At 25.8% G+C, this 25,285-nt stretch carries 21 protein-coding genes; 13 read left to right on the top strand and 8 right to left on the bottom strand.

Annotated elements, in window-relative coordinates:
- Positions 1–38: 38 nt before the first annotated feature.
- Complete coding sequence (locus tag MarbSA_RS05605; protein ID WP_221061126.1) at positions 39–1,016, top strand: hypothetical protein; 978 nt, start codon at positions 39–41, stop codon at positions 1,014–1,016.
- 153 nt (positions 1,017–1,169) lie between these two features.
- Entirely contained in the window at positions 1,170–1,835 is a 666-nt protein-coding gene (locus MarbSA_RS05600) for a hypothetical protein (protein WP_221061125.1), read from the top strand.
- Positions 1,836–2,061: 226 nt separating this feature from the next.
- On the opposite strand, the gene ribB is transcribed toward MarbSA_RS05600, so the two are convergent.
- From ribB to sepS, 3 genes are all read right to left on the bottom strand, one after another.
- Positions 2,062–2,730 (bottom strand): 3,4-dihydroxy-2-butanone-4-phosphate synthase, encoded by a 669-nt coding sequence (ribB, locus tag MarbSA_RS05595; RefSeq protein ID WP_054835286.1) that lies wholly within the window; start codon positions 2,728–2,730, stop codon positions 2,062–2,064.
- 229 nt (positions 2,731–2,959) lie between these two features.
- Positions 2,960–3,358: a DUF120 domain-containing protein gene (locus tag MarbSA_RS05590; RefSeq protein ID WP_054835287.1), complete on the bottom strand. Its 399-nt coding sequence runs from the start codon at positions 3,356–3,358 to the stop codon at positions 2,960–2,962.
- Between the two features lie 26 nt (positions 3,359–3,384).
- Entirely contained in the window at positions 3,385–5,049 is a 1,665-nt protein-coding gene (gene sepS, locus MarbSA_RS05585; RefSeq protein ID WP_221061124.1) for an O-phosphoserine--tRNA ligase, read from the bottom strand.
- A gap of 453 nt (positions 5,050–5,502) precedes the next feature.
- Between sepS and tfrA the strand changes: the two genes are divergently transcribed.
- Positions 5,503–7,152, top strand: a complete 1,650-nt coding sequence (gene tfrA, locus MarbSA_RS05580; RefSeq protein WP_221061123.1) for a fumarate reductase (CoM/CoB) subunit TfrA — start codon at positions 5,503–5,505, stop codon at positions 7,150–7,152.
- 79 nt (positions 7,153–7,231) lie between these two features.
- Here tfrA and MarbSA_RS05575 read toward each other — a convergent pair whose 3' ends face one another.
- Positions 7,232–8,575, bottom strand: coding sequence for an amidohydrolase family protein (locus MarbSA_RS05575; protein WP_221061122.1), 1,344 nt, complete (start codon positions 8,573–8,575; stop codon positions 7,232–7,234).
- 488 nt (positions 8,576–9,063) lie between these two features.
- On the opposite strand from MarbSA_RS05575, the gene hisG reads away from it, so the two are divergent.
- The 4 genes from hisG to MarbSA_RS05555 all read left to right on the top strand — a co-directional run bounded on the left by hisG (position 9,064) and on the right by MarbSA_RS05555 (position 12,527).
- A complete protein-coding gene (gene hisG / locus MarbSA_RS05570; protein WP_054835552.1) occupies positions 9,064–9,936 on the top strand; it encodes an ATP phosphoribosyltransferase in 873 nt (290 codons plus the stop codon).
- A gap of 33 nt (positions 9,937–9,969) precedes the next feature.
- Positions 9,970–10,800, top strand: coding sequence for a fumarylacetoacetate hydrolase family protein (locus MarbSA_RS05565; RefSeq protein ID WP_221061121.1), 831 nt, complete (start codon positions 9,970–9,972; stop codon positions 10,798–10,800).
- A gap of 22 nt (positions 10,801–10,822) precedes the next feature.
- Entirely contained in the window at positions 10,823–11,455 is a 633-nt protein-coding gene (locus MarbSA_RS05560) for a MarR family winged helix-turn-helix transcriptional regulator (protein ID WP_054835553.1), read from the top strand.
- Between the two features lie 361 nt (positions 11,456–11,816).
- Positions 11,817–12,527: a MarR family winged helix-turn-helix transcriptional regulator gene (locus MarbSA_RS05555; protein ID WP_054835554.1), complete on the top strand. Its 711-nt coding sequence runs from the start codon at positions 11,817–11,819 to the stop codon at positions 12,525–12,527.
- Positions 12,528–12,640: 113 nt separating this feature from the next.
- On the opposite strand, the gene MarbSA_RS05550 is transcribed toward MarbSA_RS05555, so the two are convergent.
- Both MarbSA_RS05550 and MarbSA_RS05545 read right to left on the bottom strand, forming a co-directional pair.
- Entirely contained in the window at positions 12,641–13,945 is a 1,305-nt protein-coding gene (locus MarbSA_RS05550; protein WP_054835485.1) for a hypothetical protein, read from the bottom strand.
- A 179-nt stretch (positions 13,946–14,124) separates the two neighbouring features.
- Positions 14,125–15,138: an ArsA family ATPase gene (locus MarbSA_RS05545; RefSeq protein WP_054835486.1), complete on the bottom strand. Its 1,014-nt coding sequence runs from the start codon at positions 15,136–15,138 to the stop codon at positions 14,125–14,127.
- Between the two features lie 220 nt (positions 15,139–15,358).
- On the opposite strand from MarbSA_RS05545, the gene MarbSA_RS05540 reads away from it, so the two are divergent.
- The 3 genes from MarbSA_RS05540 to leuS all read left to right on the top strand — a co-directional run bounded on the left by MarbSA_RS05540 (position 15,359) and on the right by leuS (position 20,101).
- Positions 15,359–16,168, top strand: coding sequence for an NAD+ synthase (locus MarbSA_RS05540; protein WP_052332095.1), 810 nt, complete (start codon positions 15,359–15,361; stop codon positions 16,166–16,168).
- Between the two features lie 66 nt (positions 16,169–16,234).
- Positions 16,235–16,546, top strand: coding sequence for a divalent-cation tolerance protein CutA (gene cutA, locus MarbSA_RS05535; protein WP_221061120.1), 312 nt, complete (start codon positions 16,235–16,237; stop codon positions 16,544–16,546).
- A 507-nt stretch (positions 16,547–17,053) separates the two neighbouring features.
- Positions 17,054–20,101 carry a leucine--tRNA ligase gene (gene leuS, locus MarbSA_RS05530; protein WP_221061119.1) on the top strand — a complete coding sequence of 1,016 codons (3,048 nt, stop codon included), beginning with the start codon at positions 17,054–17,056 and terminating at the stop codon, positions 20,099–20,101.
- Between the two features lie 154 nt (positions 20,102–20,255).
- On the opposite strand, the gene MarbSA_RS05525 is transcribed toward leuS, so the two are convergent.
- The gene (locus tag MarbSA_RS05525; protein WP_221061118.1) at positions 20,256–20,891 is read right to left on the bottom strand and encodes a cobalt-precorrin-7 (C(5))-methyltransferase; all 636 of its coding nucleotides are present in this window, start codon (positions 20,889–20,891) and stop codon (positions 20,256–20,258) included.
- A gap of 31 nt (positions 20,892–20,922) precedes the next feature.
- Positions 20,923–23,193: a phage holin family protein gene (locus MarbSA_RS10345; protein ID WP_054835350.1), complete on the bottom strand. Its 2,271-nt coding sequence runs from the start codon at positions 23,191–23,193 to the stop codon at positions 20,923–20,925.
- A 929-nt stretch (positions 23,194–24,122) separates the two neighbouring features.
- Here MarbSA_RS10345 and MarbSA_RS05515 point away from each other — a divergent pair.
- The 3 genes from MarbSA_RS05515 (at position 24,123) to MarbSA_RS05505 (ending at position 25,021) form a co-directional block, all read left to right on the top strand.
- Positions 24,123–24,350, top strand: coding sequence for a PRC-barrel domain-containing protein (locus MarbSA_RS05515; protein WP_042702470.1), 228 nt, complete (start codon positions 24,123–24,125; stop codon positions 24,348–24,350).
- Positions 24,351–24,501: 151 nt separating this feature from the next.
- A complete protein-coding gene (locus MarbSA_RS05510) occupies positions 24,502–24,717 on the top strand; it encodes a hypothetical protein (protein WP_042702467.1) in 216 nt (71 codons plus the stop codon).
- 55 nt (positions 24,718–24,772) lie between these two features.
- On the top strand, positions 24,773–25,021 hold the full coding sequence (locus MarbSA_RS05505) for a YtxH domain-containing protein (RefSeq protein ID WP_054835351.1): 249 nt from the start codon (positions 24,773–24,775) through the stop codon (positions 25,019–25,021).
- Positions 25,022–25,285: the final 264 nt, after the last annotated feature.

Below are 25,285 nucleotides of genomic sequence, written 5' to 3'. Positions count from 1 at the left end.
TTTTATTATGATAAATAATATTTTAATGAGTGGTTATTATGAATAAAATTATTATTGGAAAAATTAGTTTTATACTATTGATATTTTTGATAAGTGTTTCTTGTGTGTATTCTATGGATGATTATAATGGGCAAGAAACTATAGAATTAGATAATAAATCTAGTGATAATGATTCTTTGAATAATTATGCTGATTTAAATAATTCAAGCATTCCTATATTTATACTTCCTCCTGATTTGTTGATTGATGAAGTGAATAGTTTTAATGAATCTAGTAATGTTATATTAGAGTTTACAATAAAAAAATTCACACAACAAATTTTTGTTGTTTGTGGTAGTAGTCGTCCTTATTTATCATTTGATGTTTTTCTTTCATTTAAGGAAACCAATGCACCACTTCCTAATCAAACTATTAATTTTGCTTTTGGTGATGAGGTGAGATCTTTTATAACTGATGAAAATGGTAAGATTACATGGAATCATTTTTATCCAGATATTTACGGATTTGTAAATTTTCAAATGCTATTTAATGGTTCTACAATAAATAATAATGGATCTATGATAAATTTGGATCCTGTTTCTACACATATTATATATTATATTGCTGAACCTTATAATCACAGAATTTGGCCTACTGTTCCAGGGCCTATTGTTCCAATTTATAGGATAATTGACTTTCCGAGCTCAAACAATTCTGATTCTTTAATTTTCTATAATTCTAATCAAAATATCACTTTTCAGAATAGTTATAAGGAAATTAATGGTAATAATAAATTAAAACATGACAAATATTTTTCAAATGAAATAAATAATAATACTAATACTAAAATTAATAATAATATTAGTGAGAATAAATCTTTAGAAAAAACAGTGAATAATAATTTAGGATTTTTAGATAATTATGAGTTTTTTGATTATTTTAGAATCTATTTTGAAAACTTATTTGATTTTATAAAAAATCTTTTCAATGATTTAATCAATGATTTGAACGGAGTATTTTCTTATTTAAAGATTTAAATATTCTTATTTTATATTTATTTATTTTTCATTTATTTTCTATTAACTATAATGGGTATATAAATGTTTAAAAGTGGAAAGGAGTTAATAACATTAATAAAGTAAATTTTGATTTAAATTAATAATGATTAATATTTTAATGAGTGGTTATTTATGAATAAAATTATTATTGGGAAAATTAGTTTTATATTGTTGATATTTTTTATAAGTGTCTCTTTTGTGTATTCTACCGATGATTATAATGGACAGGAAACTTTAGACTTAGATGATAATTCATCTAATAAAGATATTTCTTATCCTGATTTAAATTCTTCAAATGGAAGTGAAATAGTTAATTTAACATTATTTAATCCAGTTTTACAAATAGGAGTTGGTTGCCATCCTATCAAATTGATTAAACCAATAGGATTAGGTTGCCATCCTTTTCATGTGTCAAAATTGCCTACTAAGATAACTCCTATCCATTTTTCCCCTAATTTCATAATTCAGGGCAATTTAAACTCCAATTTGTTTCTTATTAATTCTAATCAAAATTTTATTATTGAGAACAATCTACAATTTAAACATAATAAACACAATAAACACAATAAAAATAATAAAATGAAAATTATTTATAAGAATGATAATCAGAATATAAAAGAGATTGAATCTGTAAAACGTGGAATAGATAAAAGTGAGGGATTTTCAAATATTCCAGAATCATTTTTTAATCTATTTAGATTTTCTTTTGAAAATTTATTTAATATTGTAAGTAATTTTTTTAATAACTTAAAAACTGATTTAAATGGGGTTTTGTTGTATATAATAGAGTTTAGTTAGAATATAATAGTTTCTTGATGTTATCTAAATTTTGCTAGATTATCTATTATTTTTATTTTTAATTAAATATAATAATAGTTTGTAGATTAAAAAAGTAAAATAAGCTAAAAATAGTAGATTAATTAAAAATAATTTATTAAAAATATTCTCAAAATTAAAAATATTCTTGATATGTTGTATTAGATAATAATAAAGATTTTAAGATTAAAAAAGTCTTTTATATTTTTTAATCTTTTAGGTATTCTTCTATAACTATATTTCCATCCATGAATATTAAACCATGTTCTTCAGCATAGTCTTCTGCATCAGCTACAGACCTTGCTTCACCAGTATTGCCGTCCATCATTTCACAAACAACGGTTACAGGTGTTATTCCAGCCATTTCACCCATAGCTAAGCTTATCTCAGTATGTCCTTGTCTGTTTTTTAAAAGATTATCTGCTCCTCTAAGTAAGGATACATGGCCTGGAGATCTAAATTCTTTTCCAAAATCATCAAATCTTTCTTCTTTACACATTTGAGCCATTTTATTTATTGTAAGAGCTCTGTCATTATCAGTTATTCCAGTGAATGTTTTCCTGTGATTTGCCCAAACAGAAAATGATGATCTTTCATCATAGGGAATATCATTTGGAGTTAATTTTCCAAGGATTGGGTATTTTTCTTTAGCTACATCCATTATATCAGTCATAAATGGTAATCCAAGACTATCACAGTATTCTGGATGAATACAGCAACAAATCAAACCTCCAGCATCATTTCTCATGGTAGCTACTTCTTTAGCTCCAACGAATTCTGCTCCTATAATCATGTCAGTTTCACTTTCTCTTTTCTCATCATCATACATAAGAACAAATTCACCATTTTGTAATGCTTTTAATGCTTTTTTTAACATGATTTCACCATTTATTATTTTTATATCTATTATTTCAAACCTATATAATTTTTATTATTCATTAATTCTTTATTATTCCTATATTTTTATAATCAATTTTTTATTATTCTTAAAAAATTTTTAATAATTATTTATGCATTGATTTTTTATTATTTTGAATTTTTTATAATCAATTTTTATTATTTTTATAATTCTAATAATTTTTCATTAATAAATATTTATTATTACTTTATTGTTCATCAATACTGATTTTAACTTCATCTTCGTCTTTTAGATCAAATTTTTTTCTAAGATTTTCTTTTGCTATAAATTCTAGATAATTTTCTTCATGTGTGGTTTTATCTGGGAATACAATAGCTCCAGTAACAGTATTTTGAGTAGCTAGATCTTTTAATGTAGCTTTAATATATCTAACACCACCAAAACCTTCTCTTGGCTTTATAATATTGTTAGTATTTGACTTTATTCTTTTTATTGAGTCCAAATATTTTTCAGGAACAACTATATTAAGCGTTCCAGGGTAGGGTGTAAAACCACATTTTTCATTGAATTTTGACTTATAAAATTTTTGTCCTAAAAAATACGCTCCTTTTCCATATCCTGTAGCTACTGATCCTTTGATTTCCATAATAACCATCATAATCTTTTAAATCATTATTTAATTTCTAATTTTATAGTAGAAAATATAGGTCCTCTAATATCAATTAATTTATTTTCATTATTTATATAATTCATAGCAATAGTATCTAGCTTTAGATTAACATCTGATAAAGCTCTTGCAATTGTATTTCTAAATATTAAATCTTCTGATCTACTAAGAACTGCCTCTTCAATTTTATAAGCTGTTTTTGCACTTAATGCATCTATATATCGTATATTGGTTGGAACACCATTTTTAACTGCATCATAAATAATTTTTGTATCATCTGGTATTTCATTTATAATATCTTTTTCATTATATTCTTGAGGATTTAACTCAACTTTCTTAATACTTACCTCTATGTTTTCTGGAATACCAAGAATATTTCCATCATAAATATAAACATGGTTTGTTGAAGCAGGACCAAGAAGTTTAGCATTATTTTCTCCTTCAAAAGCTTTAACTGATATTTCTTTATTTAAGAATTCTCCTTCAAAGATTGTAAACTCACAAGGAGAATTACAGTCCTTTTCACTGGTCCAAACATTTAAAATATTCTCCATTAGAGATTGTCCTTCTTCTGTAACAGGGTAGTAATTATAATTTAGCATTGTAGCTATATCACGATCATTAAGCTCTAATTTTTGATATAATTGTGGATATACTAAGTTTCTAACATCATTTATCTGATTTAAAACCATAGCTATTCTTTCAACACCTAAACCAAGATTCATCACTTCTTTTTCAATTCCATATTTTGAAAGAGCTATTGGGGAATAAAGTCCAAAGGTAGCTATTTCAACCCATTCATTTAATTTAGGATGATATCCATAAACTTCAGTTTGTGTTTCTGGAATATAATATTTAGATTTTTTTTCATCAGGAACAAATTTAAATTTAGAAAATCCAAAATACTCAAGTAATGCTTCTGAAATAGCTTTCCCCATGTCAAGAGTCACTTCATCATCTACAATAACACATGATGCTGAATGGTAGGTCATAAGATGACTAGAGTCTTCTTTTTGCTCTCTTCTAAAACATCTATCTATTGAAAACATTTTTAATGGGGTTTTAGATTTTTTAACCATCTTTTCAAGTGATATGAACCATCCTGAAGTCATATGGGATCTAAGTGTAGTGTTACTTGCAATAGGCATTAAATCTTTAATCTCAGGAAAAACTTTTTCAAGAATACTTAATCCTTCTTCATTGTCTATTTCAAGTGCTTCAGAAACTTTCAATACAAGGTCGTCTCCATCAAGATATCCTTTTTTGTATCCTCTAAAAACTTCTTGGAGTTTAGCTATTTTTTCATCATTAATATCTTTTCCAAGCTTTTTGATATAATTTATTTTATCTACACCTATTCCAATATCTGGACGAGGTAACCCTGCTAAATAAAAACATCTATCAAGAACAGCTGGGGCTTCAGGACCAAACTGTTTGTAAACATCATTTTTATCAATAAATAAAGGATTAACAGCTTCGCTGAAACCAAGTCTAAGGTATGCTTCACGAAGCATTGCTATTGTATCATTTAAGATATGTGATTTTCCTATTTCATATTTTAATCTAGGATATTCTTTATCGGGATGTGATTTTTTTACTAAATTTCCAGATTCAACCCAAGCACGTTCAAAATCTTTTTTAGCTAATTTTATAATCTTTTTCTTATCCAATATAGTTCCTCCTGATATAATTACTTCATGATTCGATTATTTGATAATGATTTAGTTTAATAGATTATTTTTATTCTATTTAATATTTTTTGATAATATTGAAAAATATTCTTTTGACAATTAAAAGGCATTTATATTTAAAATATATTTATATTTAAAAAACATTTATATTATTACATAATACTACTATTGATTATTAAATATATCATTTGATTAGTATTATTCATGTCATTATTTTAACTATTATTATTTATGTCCTTAATTAGTATATCCTTAATTTAATCATTATTTTAATTTTATATTTTTATAATTTATATCTTTAATATACTATAAACATTTAATACTTTTTCATAATTTTATAAAATAGTATAGCTTTATAAAACTATTATAATCTCATAATACTATTATAATTTTATAAAAATATTTATAAAATTAATATCAAATATTATTATTATGGAAACTAGAATTATTAAATCAGATGTTCTTATTATTGGCTCAGGGGGGGCTGGATGCCGTGCAGCAATCGAAATTTCTAATAATGGTCTTAATCCTTTGATAGTTTCTAAAGGACTTTCATTTAGATCAGGTTGTACTGGAATGGCTGAAGGAGGTTACAATGCAGCTTTTGCATTTGTTGATGAGGAAGATACTAAGGATATTCATTTTAAAGATACTATAAAAGGTGGTAGCTATCTTAATGATTCTAAATTAGCAAGAATATTAGTAGATGAAGCTACAGATAGATTAATCGATCTTGAAGAGTATGGTGCTCTTTTTGATAGACAAGATTCAGGTGAACTAAATCAAAGACCATTTGGAGGTCAAACATTCAGGAGAACTTGTTTTCAAGGTGATAGAACTGGTCATGAGATAATGATGGCTTTAAAAGAGGAGATAATAAAGAAAAAAATTCCTACAATTGATGAAGTTATGATAACTTCACTGATACTGGATGATTCTAAACAAAAAGTTATTGGTGCAGGGGGATTATCTTTAAAAAATTCAGAAATCATTTTTTTCCAATCAAAAGCTGTTATATTAGCTACTGGTGGAGCTGGTCAACTTTATCCAGTAACTTCTAATACACTTCAAAAAAATGGAGATGGCTTTGCATTAGCTTACAATGTGGGAGCAGACCTTATTGATATGGAGGAAATTCAATTTCATCCAACTGGAATGTTATACCCTGATTCAAGAAAAGGAATTCTTGTTACAGAAGCTGTTCGTGGTGAAGGAGGGATTCTTTTAAACAAAAATAATGAGCGTTTCATGGGTAATTATGATGATAGAAAAGAATTAGCCACTCGTGATGTTGTTTCAAGAGCTATTTATAATGAAATAAGATGTGGACGTGGAAATGAAAATGGAGGAGTTTATCTTGATGTTACTCATCTTGATGATGAGGTTATTGAGGAAAAACTTGAAACAATGCTTTTTCAGTTCCTTGATGTTGGTGTTGATATAAGAAAACAACCTATGGAAGTAGCTCCAACTGCTCATCATTTTATGGGTGGAGTTAGAATTGATGAAAACTGTAGATCCACTGTTAACAATTTATTTGCCGCAGGAGAAGCTGCTGGTGGAGTTCATGGAGCTAATCGTCTTGGTGGAAATGCATTAGCTGATACCCAAGTATTTGGAAAAAGAGCAGGAATTTCAGCATCAAAAGCTGCAAAAAGCTCTGACTTTGAAATTAACAATGAAGAAATCAAAAATGAAATTGATAGAATAGATAAACTATTTAAAAAAGGATCTATTCTACCATTTGAAATTAAAAAAGAGCTTCAAAATTTAATGTGGGATAAAGTAGCTATAATCAGAAATGAAAAAGACTTAAAAGAAGCTTCATCTCATATTAAGACATTAAAAGAAAAATTAAATGATATGGATATTAATAATGAAACACATTATAATAAAGGGCTTCAAGAAGCTTTAGAAGTTATTAACATGGTTGAAATTGCTGAATTAACTGTAAAATCAGCTTTAATTAGAAAAGAAAGTCGTGGAGCTCATTTTAGGGAGGATTTCCCTGATACAAAAGAAGAATGGAAAAAGAGTATTGTAATGAATAAGAATCATAGTGTTAAATGTGTAAGTAGGTAATATTTGAAGTAGATAAGATTTTAAGTAGGTAAGATGTGTAATTAGGTGATCTTGTATTATATCTTCAATTTTTTATTACTTATTTTAATTCTTCTCTTATTTCTTTTAACTTTTTAATAGATTTATTAGCTTTTTCAATAATCTTACTTTCATTTAATGTTAGTAATTTCCTATCTTCCATCAAAATTTTACCATTACAAATGGTTGTATTCACATTAGATCCATTAGCTGAATAAACAAGATTTGAACTAATCTTTTCACTCATTGGATTTAAATTAACTGATTTATTATCTATTAATATTAAATCTGCTTTTTTACCAATTTCAATTGAACCTATCTCTTTTTCGAGATTTAAAGCATTAGCTCCATTAATTGTTGCCATTTTTATTGTTTGATTAGAATTTAAAGCTTCAGGATTCATAGTATTTACTTTTTGAAGAAGTGAAGCAAATTTCATCTCTTCAAACATATCTAAATTATTATTTGAAGCTACACTATCAGTTCCAAGCCCTACACATATATTTTTTGATAATAATTCTTGAACTGGAGCTATTCCTGAAGCTAATTTCATATTACTACACGGATTATGAGATATTTTAACATCTCTTTTTTTTATAATTTCTATTTCTTCTTTAGACAACCATACTCCATGTGCAGCTAAAACATCACTATCTAAAAATCCAATATCTTCTAAATATTCAAATGGAAGTTTTCCAGTAGCTTCTTTAACATCTTCAATTTCTTTTTTTGTTTCATTCATGTGGATGTGGATTCCAACATTATATTTATTGGCTTCATACCTTACTCTTTCTAATAACTCTTTTGATGCTGTAAATGTTGCATGTGGTCCAAAAAATGTTTTTATTCTTCCTTCAGCAGTATTATTACAATTTTTTATTAGATTTATGTTTTCTTTAAATTCATTTTCACGTTTTTCTTCATCACCAAAGTCGATCATTCCATAAGAAAGACATCCCCTTATCCCTGATTCATCTACAGCTTTAGCTACATCTTCCATGAAAAAATACATATCATTGAAGGTTGTTGTACCAGATTTAATCATTTCTGCAATTGCTAAAAGTGCACCATCATAGCAATATTCTCCATTTAATCCAGCTTCAGTTGGCCATATATGATTGTTTAACCATTCATCAAGAGCCATATCATCAGCTAACCCTCTAAAAAGATTCATAGACATGTGTGTATGTGTGTTAATTAATCCGGGCATTAATATTTTGTTTTCTCCATCAATAATCTTTTCTACACCTTTTGAATTTATGGGTTCATCATTTTTTTTAGATATTTCAGCTATTTTATCGTTTTCGATTAATAAATTCCCTCTAAAAGCCTCTATGTTATCTTTTTCAGCTGATTTTGGATTTAGTATTGTTGCACTTTTAATTAGAATATTTTTCGTTTCCATTGTATCGCCTATTTATCAATGCTTGATATATAATAAATAGTTTTTATTTATATGTAGTAATTATTTTATTATTTTATATTATTATCTTTTATTATTATTTTTATTTTTATTATTATTTTATATTATTTTTATTATTATTTGTAATCTTATGATACTAATCTATTATTTTATATAACGTGATATTTAATATAATATTAATAAAAATAATAATATTATAATAAAAATAACAATATAAAATTATATAAATTATATCTATTATAAAACCATAATAATTCATACTAAATCATATAGGCTCATATAGACTCATACAAACTTACATAAACTTACATAAACTTCAATGAATTATATAACTCATATAAGCTCATATAAGCTCATATAAACTTATATAAACTTACATAAACTTATATAAAATCATACAATCATATGGGTTTATATAAAATCGTATAAACTTATATAATAACTAAAAATAGATATGATAAGGAGAAATAATGAAAATTAAAATTGCAATTCCTTCTAAAGGTCGAATCAGTGACCCTGCAGTAGCTATTTTAGAAAAAGCTGGTCTTGGACTTAAAGATGCTTCTAATAGAAAATTATTTTCAAACACTCATAATTCTGATATTAGTGTAATGTTTGCTCGTGCAGCTGATATTCCTGAATTTGTAGCTGATGGTATAGTGGATATGGGAATTACTGGCTTAGATTTAATCAAAGAAAGCAATTCTGATGTTGAAATTTTAACAGATCTTAAATTTGGTCAAACAAGCTTAATTCTTGCTTCTCCTGAGGATTCTGACATTAATTCTCTTGATGATATCAAATCAGAGATTGTTGTAGCAACTGAATTTCCTAATCTAACTAATTCTTATCTTAAAAGTCATGGAATTAATGCAAAAATTGTTGAACTTACTGGTTCAACAGAAATAGCTCCTTTTATTGGAATAGCTGATATTATAGCAGATTTAACTAGTACTGGGACTACTTTAAAAATGAATCATCTTAAAATTATTGATAATATTTTAGATAGCTCAATAAAGCTCATTGCTAATAAAAATGAATATTTTAACAATAATGAAAAGAAAAATCTTATAGACACTGTTAATATTAGTATTAACGGTGTTATTGAAGCAGAAAGGAAAAAATTGCTAATGATGAATGTTTCAAAGGATAATTTACAAATTATTAAAGATTTAATGCCTTCAATGACTGGGCCTACTGTTTCAGAAGTTTTATCTGATAGAGAAGATACTGTAGCGGTTCAAGCTGTTGTAGATGAGGAAGAAGTTTTTGATCTTGTAAATAAACTTAAAAATTCAGGTGCTAGAGATATATTAGTTGTACCTATAGAAAGGATTATTTAAATTATTCATTATTAAATACTGATGAGGAATTATATGAAGTTTTTAAGATTTTTTGTCAATGATTTTCTTGGTGATGATAATGATATTATGAATTGTTCTTTTAATTCCTCTAATATTAAAAGTGGTTATTTTGATGGTGAAAAAATTGTTTCATTGACTGATCCACTTGAAATTGTTTTAAATAATTGGCAACATGAGAGATATCTTGAAGATCAGATTGTAAATAGCTATTCTCTTGAAGATGTTATTTTTGCTCCACCTACCAATCCTTCAAAAATTATTTGTATTGGTTTAAATTATAAAGATCATGCTCAAGAACTTGGTATGGAACTCCCTGATGAACCTAAAATTTTTTTAAAACCTCCTTCTTCTGTAGTTGCTCATCTAGATGATATTATATATCCTAGAATGTCCTCTGAGGTAGATTATGAAGCAGAATTAGCTATTATAATATCTAAAACAGGGAAAAATATTAGTTTTGATGATGTTGATGATCATATTGGTGGTTATACAATATTAAATGATGTTACTGCTAGAGATATTCAAAGAAAAGATGAACAATGGACTAGAGCTAAGAGTTTTGATACATTTGCCCCGATTGGTCCTTATATTGAAACTGAAATGGATCCTATGGATCAAAATATTTCTTTATCTATTAATAAAGAAGTTAAACAAGAATCTAATACTAAAAACATGATTTTTTCTCCGAAAGACCTTGTTGAATTTATTTCAAGTATAATGACTTTAAATACTGGTGATATAATTGCTACTGGGACTCCTTCAGGTGTTGGACAGATGAATAAGGGAGATATAGCTGAAGTAACAATCGAAGGCATTGGAACATTAATCAATAAAATCATTTGATTTTTTTAAATAAGGGGATTATATGGATTTAGATGAAAAAATTGATAAAAATTTAATGGATGAATTTTTAATAAGTGATTTAGTTAAAATTATTCATAAGTCATATAAACATTATTTAATGCATCAATTAGCTTACTTGGATGTAACTCCTGGCCAAATTCCTTTTATATTAGAATTAATACACGAACCACTTTATCAGAGTGATTTAACATCCAAATTACTTTTAAGCAGAGCAGTAACAGCTAAAACTCTTAAAAAACTCGATGAAAAAGATATAATTGAGAGAAGAGTTTCTAAAGACAATAAACGAAAGAATGAAGTTTTTTTAACTAATAAAGGAAAAGATATCGCCTCTAAAATTGAAGAAATTGAAGAAAATTGGGATAATATTCTTTTAAAAAATTTTATTAAAGAATTTCCTGATTTAGATGAAGAGGGATTGAAAAAAGTATTAAAATCATTAGCTAAAGCTTCTTTGAATTCAATTATTGAAGAAAGAGAAAATTTTGATGATTTTAGAGACTTTGATACTTTTAATAAAATGTATCATTCTAGAGGCCATCCATTTAAAGGACATCATTTTAGAGGTAATATGTCTAGGAAAGATTTTTTTAGAAAAAGAGGAGAATTTAGAGGGAAAAGATTTAAAAAATAATAATATTTTAGAAAACATTATATTTATATAGTTTTTAATTATTTTATTATTAATTAATTATAATTTTTATTTTTAATATTCTTTTATATTCTTTTATATCATTTTATATTCATTTATACTATTTTTATCATCGTTTTAAGTATTTTTTGTATTATTTTTAATATTTTTGCTGTTTTTAAATTGAATAATAATCTCATTATAATGATTGTAGTCATAGTTATTTTTCATCATAGTCTTATTGTTACCTAGGGTAACATTTATATAGTTTAATATTCAAATAATATATTGTCACCCAGGGTAACAGTTATCTTTTTTGATAGCTAAAATTTAATTATTTAAATAAAAATATTGAGGTATAAAAATGTTTTTTAACGAAAAAATTGATGAAAATGAGTTTAAAGATTTATCTCTAGCAAATTTCATGACTATAGCAAATAAAGCATATGTTTTATATTTAAATCAACGAATTGAAGATTTAAATATAAATATGGATCAAATTCCTTTAATCGTCGAGTTTGATAGAGAAAAAAATGTATCTAAAAGAGATTTAGCTAAATATTTATTTATGAATGATAGAAGTATGGCAAGATCCTTTATTGAATTATATAAATTAGGAATAATTGATAAAAAATATGTTTTAGATAAAGAAGAAGAAAAACGCGATATTGAAATATCATTAACCTCTTATGGAAAATACATTGCTTCTGAAATTAGAAAAGTTGATGAAGAATGGGAAAAATTAATTTATAATAATCTTGAATCTTCAGACAAAGAGGAAATAATGAGCAATCTAAAAGATTTAGTTGTTAGCTCTATTAAAATTAATAATGATAATAATATAAACAAAAACAGCAATTCTAAAGTTTTAGAAACTAAAAATATGATTGATAGCATTTTAGACAGGATCTTTAATTCTGATTTTGATGGTGATTATTCAACATTTAGAAATGATTGTTTTAATAGATTTAAAAATTCTCATAATAGAAAAATGAATAATGATTTTAATAATGATTTTTGTTTTAGAGGTAATTTACATGGAAAAATGCATCAAAATAGAAGAAATCAATTTTAATTTTTTATAATTTTAATTTTTTATTATATTTTTTATATTAAATAAATAAAAAATTAATAAATAAAAAATAGAGGTAGTAAATAAAATATTAAACAAAAATTAAAAAATAAAAATTAAAGACTTAATTTATCTACTTCTGATATTAATTTCTTAATATAGTTTAATGTAGTACTCATAGACTCGTATAAGTATGTTTCATAAACTATTGTTTTAATTCCTGCTTTTACTAGTGGTTCAGTACAAAATGGTGGGCTTGTTTGAGAGCTAGGATAATAATATGAAAGTCCTGGAATTTTCTTAATTATCTTATTTGCAATTAATTTTGATGAAGCACTATTTTTTGGAGCAAATATGAAGTTTGTTTTCTCGTAACTTCCACCATTTGTTCCTTGATTTGAATGAACATCTATAACTAAGTTATATTTATTCAATTTAATGTTTGGTAGAATATACTTTTGAGCAAGTAATTGACCATTCATCCTCCCATTATCATAATCCTTAGGGTTTTGAGTAACGGTTATTTTATAAATATAATAGGCATATTTTAAATTTTTAGAGCTAGTTAAAGTTTTATAAAGAGTACTATGAGAATTATTTTCTAATGGATGCATACCTATAATATAAGCTATCTTAATTTTTGAATCAAGGTTTCCATATGGCCCTAATAGCTCTACATAGCCTCGACTGTCTTTTCCTAATAATTTGCTGACTGGCTTATTCCTATTATAGTAAGGCATATATTTATTTATAGGATGACCGGCTTTTATATCAATATTAACATAATAAGGAAGTTTAGTTTTTGTTTTACTTAATGCATTTGCAAACAAATAAATATTTGATTGATACTGTAATTTATTGCCTCCAGCAGTTACTAAATAATTAGGTGCTTTATTATATTTATTAATATATTTAATTATTTTATTTGCATATATGGAGTAATAATAAGAATATATATTGCCTCTCACCCATTTTCCTGAAGCTTTACTAGGATTTTTAATATTATATTTAACAACTACATTAGACTTTATTTTACTATTTTTATAACTGATAGTTTTTGACATTAAATAGAAAAATTCAGGCATTGAAAATTTATATTTACTAATAGTAATATAGTTGGGTAACTTTTTATATCTATCAGCATAAGCTTTGACTTTTTTTGAAGCAGCAATAACACTACTTTGAGAAACTTTTGAAGGCTTTTTAGGTGTTTTTATAGAAGTATTTGAATTATCTACAGTAGAATTTCCTTCTCCTGTAGTATTATTGTTTTGATTAACTGTTGTATTATTATTTGTTTGATTATTCGTAGTATTATTATCAGGTATTTCTACATCCTCTGCACATACAAAACTAACAGATAAGAATAATGTTGCTAAAATAATTGAAATAATTAAAATTTTGTTTTTCATATTTTTCATCAATTCCCCTCTAATAACATTTTATATAAAATTAAAATTTTTTATTAGAATATATTATATAATTAGATATATTATTATAGTATATCTATTGTTTCATATTATAAAAATATTATTAATATTTTCATTTTAATTTTTAATAATATTCATTAAATTTATTTATTAAACTAAAATTATTCAATTTAAAGTAATATTGCATCTTTTTCTACATCTTCAGGGGTTTTTCCTTCATAGAGAACTTCTGCCATTTCTTTTAACTTTTCTACTCCTTTAACTTCTTCTTTAAATAATGGCATTTCAGCTATTGTTTGATGTGAAAACTTTTGTCTAATTAAAGCAAGTCTTTTTTGTTGTATTTTATGTCTAGCTTGACAAAAATCACAATCTTCAATATCTGGCATAATTTGATTAACAACAACTCCATCAACAGTCATATTATTTTTTGCTAATGATTCCATGGCTCTATCAGATTCATATATGGACATCTCTTCTGGAATCACAACCATCTTAAATGTTGTCCTTTCAGGATCAGACATTACCTTTTTAGCTTCATTGATTTTTCTTTTAGTTTCTTCTAACTCAGCTGTGGATTGAATATCATTTTCATCATCATCTCCCATAAATGGAATTAGATTTTTAAATGTGTTAGCTACACCACCAATTTTTGTTCTAACTTTAATCATTTTTCCAACCCATGAATCCATCAAATCAGGAAATGAAAGGAATCTAAGTGTGTGACCAGTTGGAGCTGTGTCAAATACCACTACGTCATATTCATTAGTTGTCATTACTTGAAGGAAAACTTCAAATGCAGCTGCTTCATCAGCACCAGGGGCTGAAGATGCAAGATCGAGTTGATCACCTAATAAATCTAATCCCATTGCTTGTTCACCAGTAGCTAAGCTTTTTTTACTTTCAAGTTCTGCTTGTTGTTGTTCCATAGCCATTTCAGGGTCAATTTCAACTGCATATAAGTTTGACATAATTAAAGTTGGGGAATGGCCGATAGGTGCTTCAAGTGAGTCTGAAAGGGAATGAGCTGGATCAGTAGATACAACTAATGTTTTTTTTCCTTGGTTTGCCATCCAAATTGCTGTAGCTGCTGATATGGATGTTTTTCCCACTCCTCCTTTTCCTCCTACAAATACAAATGTTGTTTGACCTTCTTTAAATGTGAATAAATCTTTAAATCCCATTATTATTCCTCCAAATACTTTTCTATTTTTTATTATTTTTATTACTTTTTTATTATTTCTTATTTTAACTTTTAAAAATATTTTAATTTTTAAAAAACTAATTTATTTGAAAATTTATAATAAAAATTTATAAAATTTATAAAAAATTTAATATAAAAATTAAGTGAATATTATAGTAAGATAAGTTATATATACTATAATATAAATTTTTCGTGATTATATGATGCTACCAAAAATCAATTCAGAAGTAGTTAAAGAGAAAATAGTTAATTTTATAAGGGAAATAGTTAATGAATCAGACACAGATGGAATTGTCATTGGTTTAAGTGGTGGAATTGATTCAACTGTTGTTGCTTTCCTTTTAAAGGAAGCTATTGGTAATGATAAAATATATTCTTATCATTTATATAGTTCAACCACCCCAAAAGAAGATACTGAGCATGCTAGACTTGTTTCTGAAATATTGGATATTAATTATAAAGAAATTGATATAGATACAATAACTAGTGAATTTTTAGATTTAGCTGATGATAATGGAGTTTCAAATTCCTTTGAAAATAAGTCTGCTGAAGGTAATCTTAAAGCAAGAATTAGAATGTCTATGTTATATTATTTTGCAAACATGAAAAATTGCCTTGTAGCTGGTACTGGTAATAAAAGTGAGTTGTTGATTGGTTATTTTACAAAATATGGTGATGGGGCTTGTGATTTTGAACCAATAGGGGATATTTATAAAACACAGCTGAGAAAATTAGCTAAGAGCTGGAATATTCCTGATGTAATTATAAATAAACCTCCAAGAGCAGGCTTATGGATAGGTCAAACTGATGAAGATGAAATTGGTTTAACTTATGATGTTTTGGATCAGCTCCTCTATCTAATAATAGATAAAAATTTAACTAATGAAGAAATCTTAAAGGAAATGAATAGTTCTAATATGGAAATTAATAAAGTTCGTGATAAGATTAGTAATAATCAACACAAGTTACAATTTCCTCCAAGTCCATTTGAAAAAAATAAATTGTTTTGAATTTAAATTTTGATACTACATTTTTATAATTTTTATAATTTTTGTGGTTGTCGTGGTTGTGAAAAAATGATGGTACTTATTTATGTTACTACAAGTAATGAAGAAGAAGCTATAAAAATCGGAGAATTAGTGGTGAAAAAAAGGTTAGCTGCTTGTTCTAATGTAATTTCTAATATGAAATCTATATATTGGTGGGAAAGAAATCTTGAAAATGATAATGAAGCTATTCTCATTCTTAAAACATTAGAAAAGAATGTTGAAAATATATTTGATTTAGTAAGCAGTGTTCATAGCTATGATAATCCTTGCATTTTAGCATTGCCTGTTTTAAATGTTGCTGAGAAATATTTAGGATGGATAAAAGAAGAAATTGATTGATTTAAATTTTTTTAATTTGGTTTGAATATTTATTACTTTTTTGTAATGTAATGTTAATTTTATTTTAAATTTAAGTATTTCAGATGTTAAATCAGTTTTAGTATTTTTATTTATTAATCAGTTTTAATATTTTTATTAATTATATTTAATATTTTTATTTTTATTAATTAGTTTTAATGTTTTTATTTTTAATATTATTTATTTAATTTATTATCATAACCATAATTATTTAATTTAAGTTTATTAATATGATAATATACTAATTATATATGATATCAATTTTTATTATAATTTTCATTATAATTTTTATATAATTTCTAAATTATAGTTATAATTATAATTTTCTAATTCATAATTTATATCTAATTCATAATTTATAATTATATTTTAATCTAATTTAATTAATTTAATCAAATTTAATCTAATTTAATCTAGTTTAATTAGTTTAATTAACCTAATTTAATTAATTTAACTAATTTAATTCAATTCAATTATATTGGTGATCAAGTGAGTAAAGAGATGGAAAAGAAATGGCAGGATAAATGGGAAAAATCAAAGCTATTTCAAGCAGATCATGATGAAAGAAAAAAAATATTTTTAACAGTAGCATATCCTTATCCAAGTGGAGCTATGCATATAGGACATGGTAGAACATACACAGTTCCAGATGTTTATGCAAGATTTAAGAGAATGCAGGGTTACAATGTGTTGTTTCCTATGGGTTGGCATGTTACTGGAGCTCCTGTGATTGGAATTGCTAGTAGGATAAAGGATAAAGATCCTTGGACTCTTGAATTATACGAAAAGGTTCATAAGGTTCCAAAAACTGAGATCCCAAAGCTTGAAGATCCTGAATACATTGTAAAATATTTCAGTACTGAATATCATAATGTAATGAATGATATGGGTTATTCAATAGATTGGAGAAGGGAGTTTAGAACTACTGATCCTACCTATAAAAAATTTATTGAATGGCAAATAAGAAAATTAAAAGAAATGGATTTGATAAGGAAAGGAAATCATCCTGTTAAATATTGTCCTCATTGTGATAATCCTGTTGGAGATCATGACCTCTTAGAAGGAGAGGGTGTTGGAGTAAATGAATTAACTCTTCTTAAATTTAAACTATTAGATAAAAATAATAATGAAATTAATGGAATTGATGAGGGTAATAATAATGTTAAATATTTAGTTCCAGCTACTTTTAGACCAGAGACTATTTATGGTTCTACAAACTTATGGTTAAATCCTGATATTGAATATATCGAAGTGATTAGTGATGCTTCTAAAGATGGAACCAATGGAGAAACATGGATAATTAGTAAAGAAGCATATGATAACATATCTAATCAGATAAAAGATTTAAAAATAATAGGAACTATTGATCCAAAACCATTGATAGGAACTTATGTTGAAAACCCTGTGACTAAAGAACCTCATCCTTTATTACCTGCTAGTTTTGTTGATCCTGAATATGGTAGTGGTTCGGTATTTTCTGTTCCAGGTCATGCTCCTGCAGATTACATTGCACTTCAAGATTTAAAAAATAATAATGAACTTTTAGAAGAATATGGGTTAGAAGATATAGTAAATAAAATAGAGCCATTAAATGTTGTAACTCTTAAAAAATACAGTAAAATTCCAGCTCGTGATGTGATTGAAAGATTAAATGTTAAAACTCAGGAAGATCCTAATTTAGAAGAAGCTACAAATGAATTATATAAGGTTGAACACTCTAAAGGAATTATCAGTGATCATATTCCTATTTATTCAGGTGAGCGTGTTTCAATAGCTCGTGAAAATATTAAAAAGGACATGATTTCTAAAAATCAAGCTACTATCATGTATGATTTTGCAGAACATCCTGTAATATGTAGATGTGGTACAAAATGTGTAGTTAAAATAATGGACAATCAATGGTTCCTCAAATATTCTGATGAAGAATGGAAAGAAAAAACAAGAAACCTACTTAGAAATGAAAACATAATTCCCAACGAAGTTAGGTCAAATCTTGAGTATTATATTGGCTGGTTAGAAGATTGGGCATGTTCTAGAAGGATTGGGCTTGGAACTAAACTTCCTTGGGATAAACAATGGTTAATAGAACCATTAACAGATTCTACAATTTATATGTCTTATTATACAATAGCTAAATATTTAAAAGATATTAATCCTAATGATTTGAATGATGCATTTTTTGAAAAAGTATTTTTTGATAATGATATTAATATTGATAATGATATAAACACTAATAAGATTAATACTAGTCAATTAGATAGTATTGGTGCTGATATTGATGATTTTAAGCTTAAAATTGATGAAGATATTATAAGTGAGATTCAAAATGAATTTAGTTATTGGTATCCTTTAGATTGGAGACTTTCAGCTAAGGATCTAGTTGGTAATCACTTAAGTTTTCATATGTTCCATCATGCAGCTATTTTCCCTCCTGAAAATTGGCCACAGGGAATGGTTGTGTTTGGTATGGGTTTACTTGAAGGTAATAAAATGTCTTCATCTAAAGGAAATGTTATACTTCTTAGTGATGCAATTGAGGAGTATGGTGCTGATGTTGTAAGATTATTTTTAATGTCTTCAGCTGAACCATGGCAAGATTTTGATTGGAGAGAAAAAGAGGTTGTTGGTACAAAAAGAAGACTTGATTGGTTCTTTGAATTTGCAGAAAAAATTGAATCAATTAAAAAATCACCTTTAGATTTAAGTAATATTGAAAGAGTTGATTTAACCCGTAAAATAGACCTATGGATGATGAATCAGTTATTCATAAGGATAAATGATGCAACTAATGCTCTTGAAGGGTTTCAAACAAGAAAAGCTCTTCAAGATTCTCTTTTCCTTCTTAAAAAAGATGTTGATCATTATATGTACCGTACAAAACATTTATTAGAAGACCCTGATGAGGCAATTATCTTTGTTTTATCTTCAATATTAGAGGCTTGGATTAGAATTCTTGGACCATTTACACCGCACAGCTCTGAAGAATTATGGAGTAAGTATGGTGGTGAAGGTTTTGTGTCTGAAGCTGAATGGCCTATTACATATCAATACTTCCCAATGAAGTGTACTCCAACTTTAAACCTTCAAGCAGATAGCTGTATCCCAAGTGAAGTAATAGAAAAATCTGAAGAAATGGTTCAGTCAATTGTAAAAGATATAAATGAAATTAAAAAGATTGTTGATGTTGTTCCTAAAAAAATTCATGTTTATTTAGCTCCTGATTGGAAATGGTTATTATATAGGATAGCTGCGGATATTGGAAAACCAGATATTGGTCAAATTATGGGTAGAGCTATAGGTGAAAACATTCACGATAATAAAAAAGAAATAGCTGACGTTGCTAAAAAAGTTGGTCGTGAAATTACAAAAACAAGATATATAGGAAAAATAGATGAGTATGATGTATTTTCTGATGCTTTAGACTTCATATCTGAAGAAGTAGATGCTGAAGTAATTATTCATACTGATGATAGCTATGATCCACAAAACAAAGCTAAAAATGCAATGCCGTATAAACCAGCTATATTTATGGAATAGGATTATTATTTCTATTTTTCTATTTAATAATATTTTTATAGATATTATTTTTATAGATAATATTTTTATAATAAAAATATAATAAAGATATTTTTATAAAATTTATTATTTAATAATTTTATTTTTATATTTTTCTATCTTTAATTTTTTCATGCTAATATATTATCATAACACACATATAACTAAAATCACTAGTTAAAACTTCTTTTAAGCTTGTTGTAATAATTTTTTCTTCAGGATAACTTAGTTTTTCACATATTGTCACTTTTCTGTTTTCATCTACTCCGTTATCAAGCAAAAACTTGGCCATATCCTTAACACTTTTTGATGGTAGTGCAATTGTAGGAAGTCCATTATCAATAACATTTAAAATATCTGAAATATTTTCTCTACCATGAAATGTCATTATATTTGCTTCATCCCATGATATTCTATTTTTAGCTGCTGCTAATTGCAGTGAACTAATTCCTGGTATTACTTCTATACTATTTTGATCAAAATTTTTATTTTCAGCAATCTTTTTTATAGTTTTTAAAACTCCTGAGAAACCAGGGTCTCCTGTTGAAAGTACACAAACTTTTTTTCCATTTTTAGCTAAATCCACAGCATTTTCTAACTTTTCCTGAAGATCTTTAACATCTAAACCTATAACTTCACCAATATCATCAAAAACATTGATAGCTCTCCAACTTCCAATAGTAACATCAGCACTTTTAACAATATTTTTTGCTTTTTCAGTTAGATAATCTTTAGAACCAGGACCTACTCCAATAATAAATAATTTTGACATATTTTTAACCTATATAAAATCTTTAATTTTTTTAATTATTTAAATTTTCTTTAAGAATTCTATGGATATTTTCAGCACCAACAATTTTTTCATCTTTTATCTTCCAATCAGAGGGATACATAATAAATGGTTTGTTTTGGGTTCCTCCAAGGCCTCCATGACTACCAACTAACTCTTCAAATGCTGCAACTTCATCATTATGTTTATCATACACGCTGTTTACTAAAATATCTGGAACATATTCGAATTTGTTTGTTCTAAGTAGATGTTTTCTAGCATTTGGTCCAAAATCTTCTAGAGGATTCTTTCCTTCAACTTTATTTTCATCTAGATAATAAACTCCTTTTTCTCCAATAGCTAATGCTCCATGCTCACTTGAATTTACTAATATAAATCCAATTCCTTCATGTTGAACAAGCCCTGGAATTAATTCAGGAAACAATTCTTTTATGGTTTCATAATTAAGTCTAGTCTCCCATTGGGTTAAATAGATTAATCCTAAGTTTCCAGATGCAAGAACAATCACTTCAGCATCTCTTTGACCAATTTTAGATTTTTTCGTTGTTTTGGTTTTTGAAATTTTATAATTAGTAATATATTCTAGAACATTATCTCCTTTTGATTTAATCTTTGTTGATATTTCATCATATTTATTTTTAGCGTTATATGTTTTATTTTTAACAAGATTTTTAACATCTTTAATTGGTAAAGTGATTACTTGAGAAAAATGATCTTCATTGGATGATAATTCATCATAAATCTTCATATCTTCCGGAAGTAGATTATGTACTAAATCTTTTAAGCTTAAATCATATCTTTGTTTGAATGTTGATCCATTACTTTGTCCATGATCAGATTGAATAACAATATTATATTGTCTTTTTGAATAATTATTTGCACCATATATTCTTTTAATTTGTCTATCAATCCCTTTCAATGCATTAAAAGAGTCTTTATCTCTGATTCCTGAGTGATGTGCTATTTCATCATATCCTAGGTACGTGGAGTATATTGTATCTGCTTCTCCTTTTATCATATCTCCAATGATTGTTTGCGTATTTATTTCTCTTATATATACATTAGCACAAGCTCTTACAAACAAATAAATAAAGTTTTTTCTAATTCTAGGTTGAATATTTTTAATTTTATGGTTTATTTGGGATATAATTTCTTTTACAATATCTGCTCCACATAACAACAAAATACGTCCAAAATTAGATGGATTTGAATAAACAAAGTACCATGTTTTATTATAAAATTTTCTTATATCATGCATTTTACTATAAGTAAATAATACATTTTCAGTATCTCCTGAAAATAGATTGGAACGGCTTGATCCATTTTTATGAAGAAGTCCTTTTCCATTTGAGATTCTTTCTTCAATTTTTGGAGCATCTAAAAGCCCAGTTGAAACCATTATTTTATTATTATTTTCTTTTTCAACCCATCTAAATGCAACTATATCTTTGTTATTACCATGTAGAATTCCTGCCTGACTTGAACCTGTTTGGCTAGAAAGATCTGTTTCCCATTCTTTTATTACATGTGTTTTTTCTTTTAACCATTTAGCTAATGTAGGCATATGCCCTTTCTGAATAGCTTCTTCTAATATTTCTTTAGCAAGTCCATCTATTTCTATTATTACTATTCCAGGGAATGATTTAATTGAATTGTCTTCACTAACCTTTTTTATTCGATTACTTATACTTTCACTGCTTTCCCTATTATTTTTACCTTTATATATTTTATCGCTATTACTATTTTCTTCATTATTATAATTATCTTCATTATCTTCATTATTATCGTAGTTATCATAATTATCATAATTTTTGATATAATCAACTTCTCCATTTTTAAAATAATTATCATTATACCTTATTTTTTTCCTTTTAATAATGAAATTATAATATTCTTCTTCATTTCCCAGTGTTAATAATGTCGTTAATATGGTATGTACTACTGCTATTCCAAGTGGAACAATAATCAGAGCATAACCTTCAATACTTAATGTTGGTATAAATAAACTCATTACCCATATTATTCCACCATTTAAAAGTAAAGAACCGATTCCAATAGTATAAACTAAAAAAGGGAGGAAGATTTTTGTTAGTGATGGCCAAAAAATAGAATTTATTATTTCTAAAATGATTATAACAAATATCGCTGTGATTAAACTATCTATTGTTAAACCAATACCCAAATCAGCTAATAAATAAAATACTATTATTTCTCCAACCCAAACAATCAAGATTTTTATAAAAAATTTTAGATTAGCTAATATTTTATTAGATAGATTATTCATACATTTTAGTTTTAATTTTTAAATTTAAATAATTTTTTAATTAATCTTTCAAATAATATTCATATTAAAATATTTAGTAAATAGTAAGTATTTAGTAAATATTTAGCAAATTAATAAGTAGCAATTATTTAGTAAATTAATAAGTAGTAATTATTATTAAAAAAGTTAATAATTAATAAAATTCTCATGAAAAATAATTTAAAAATAAAAATATCTAAAAATATGTTGTATAATCATAATCCTCAAAAAATAACAGATAGCTCACTTCTCAAAAAAATTATAAAACCATATAAACTTATATTATTGAACTTTTTCTAAAATTTCGGGGATAAATAGAATAAGTTAATAATATTTAAGTTTTTAACTTTTAAATAATATTCTTGAGGATTAATTTCTTATACAATTAACTTTTTAAAGTTTTTTATTATATAAAATTAATCATGGAAAAAGGCAACTGCTTACCTAATATGCAATGTATAGCATTTTATGAATTAATAAAATAATATTATGATAATGTAGCTACTACTCTTAATTGGATGTTTGAAAAAGGAGCATTAATATAAAAACAATGTTATACTAACTTATAAATATTAAATCATAATTTTTATTAAATCATAATTTTTTCTAAAGTCTATACTGAACGTTCTCTTTTTATTAATTATTAAATATTATTAAAAACATAATATAATATCAGAAATTTTATGTAAATCATTCTTTGTTGTTTGATGTTTAAAATGGTATTTTTGAAAAATAATCATTATTTGATAAAAAAATGAACATTAAGAATTTAAATCAGTTACAAACTTTTTTCTCATGAAAATGAGAAGACTCATAATAACAATGTCGATAAAAGACATGTTATAAGTTGAATATACTTTAAAAATGTAAATTCAACCAAATTATTAAATATATATGGAGGGGATTTTTTCATGGATATGAATGATTTTCTTGATATGGAAGTAATTGATAAAGAGGGGCAAAGTATTGGGAAAGTTGACACTGTTGAATTTAATGAAGAAACTGGAACAATCAATAAAATAGTTATTAAACTAGATAAAGGAATATTTTCACGTGCAAAAGAAACAATTACATTTGACCAGATAAAAAATATAAAAGATGTAATATTATTGAATATTGTAGTAGATATGGATAAATAATTTCTATTTTTAAATAGAAATGGCTATAGAGGGAAGTTATAAAAACATGGAGTTTATGAAAAATCAATAAAAACGAAATAATAGATGATTCTCTAATTTCGAAATAATTATTGAAAATAATAAATTTTCAATGAAAATGAGGTGATTTTTTATGGCTAATGGGATACTTGCAGCAATATTGTCTTTTATTTTACCAGGTTTAGGACAATTATATGGTGGACAGGGAATTATGAAAACTGTTGTTTTCTTAATTATTGCTTTGATTTTTTATGGGATTGGTGCCACAATATTTTCCTTTATTTGGTTACTAGCATTGATTTTCAATATATATGCAGCATATGATGCATATGTAAATGTTGCAGACTGAATATCGATTTGTATAGAGGGATTATGAAAAAGAATTTATTAACAGAGATGAAAATATGAGCGATGATTTAAAAGATAAATTGAAAAAAAAAGTTAATGAAACTAATGAGAAAATTATGGATGTTGCATCAGATGCTAAAAGTGTAGCTGAAGATGTTGCATCAGATGCAAAAGATAAGGTTGATGATGCTAAAGATACTGCTAAAGATAAAACAGAAGAAGCAAAAAATAAAACTGAATATGAAGGTAAAAAAGCTAAAGATAAAGCAGAACATGAGGCTAAAGAAGCGGATAGAAAATCTTAAACCTTATTATTTATAAAATCTTTGATTTTATAAGTTAAAACAAGTTTTTATTTTTTATAAAATTTTTTATTTTTATAAGTCTAAAAATGAAGTTTTTACTATTTATAAAATTTTTTTATTTTTATTATTTATAGAACTCAATATTTTCTTTTTTATAACAATTATTAATATAAATTTACTTTTATTCTCATTTTCTAACATATTATTGGTTTTTTTTCTAAAATTGATGAGATTTAAAATTGATGAAAAATATTCTTATTCTTT

The organism is Methanobrevibacter arboriphilus (assembly GCF_019669925.1).
GTDB lineage: Archaea > Methanobacteriota > Methanobacteria > Methanobacteriales > Methanobacteriaceae > Methanobinarius > Methanobinarius arboriphilus_A.
This window is presented reverse-complemented; position numbering and strand designations above follow the sequence as displayed.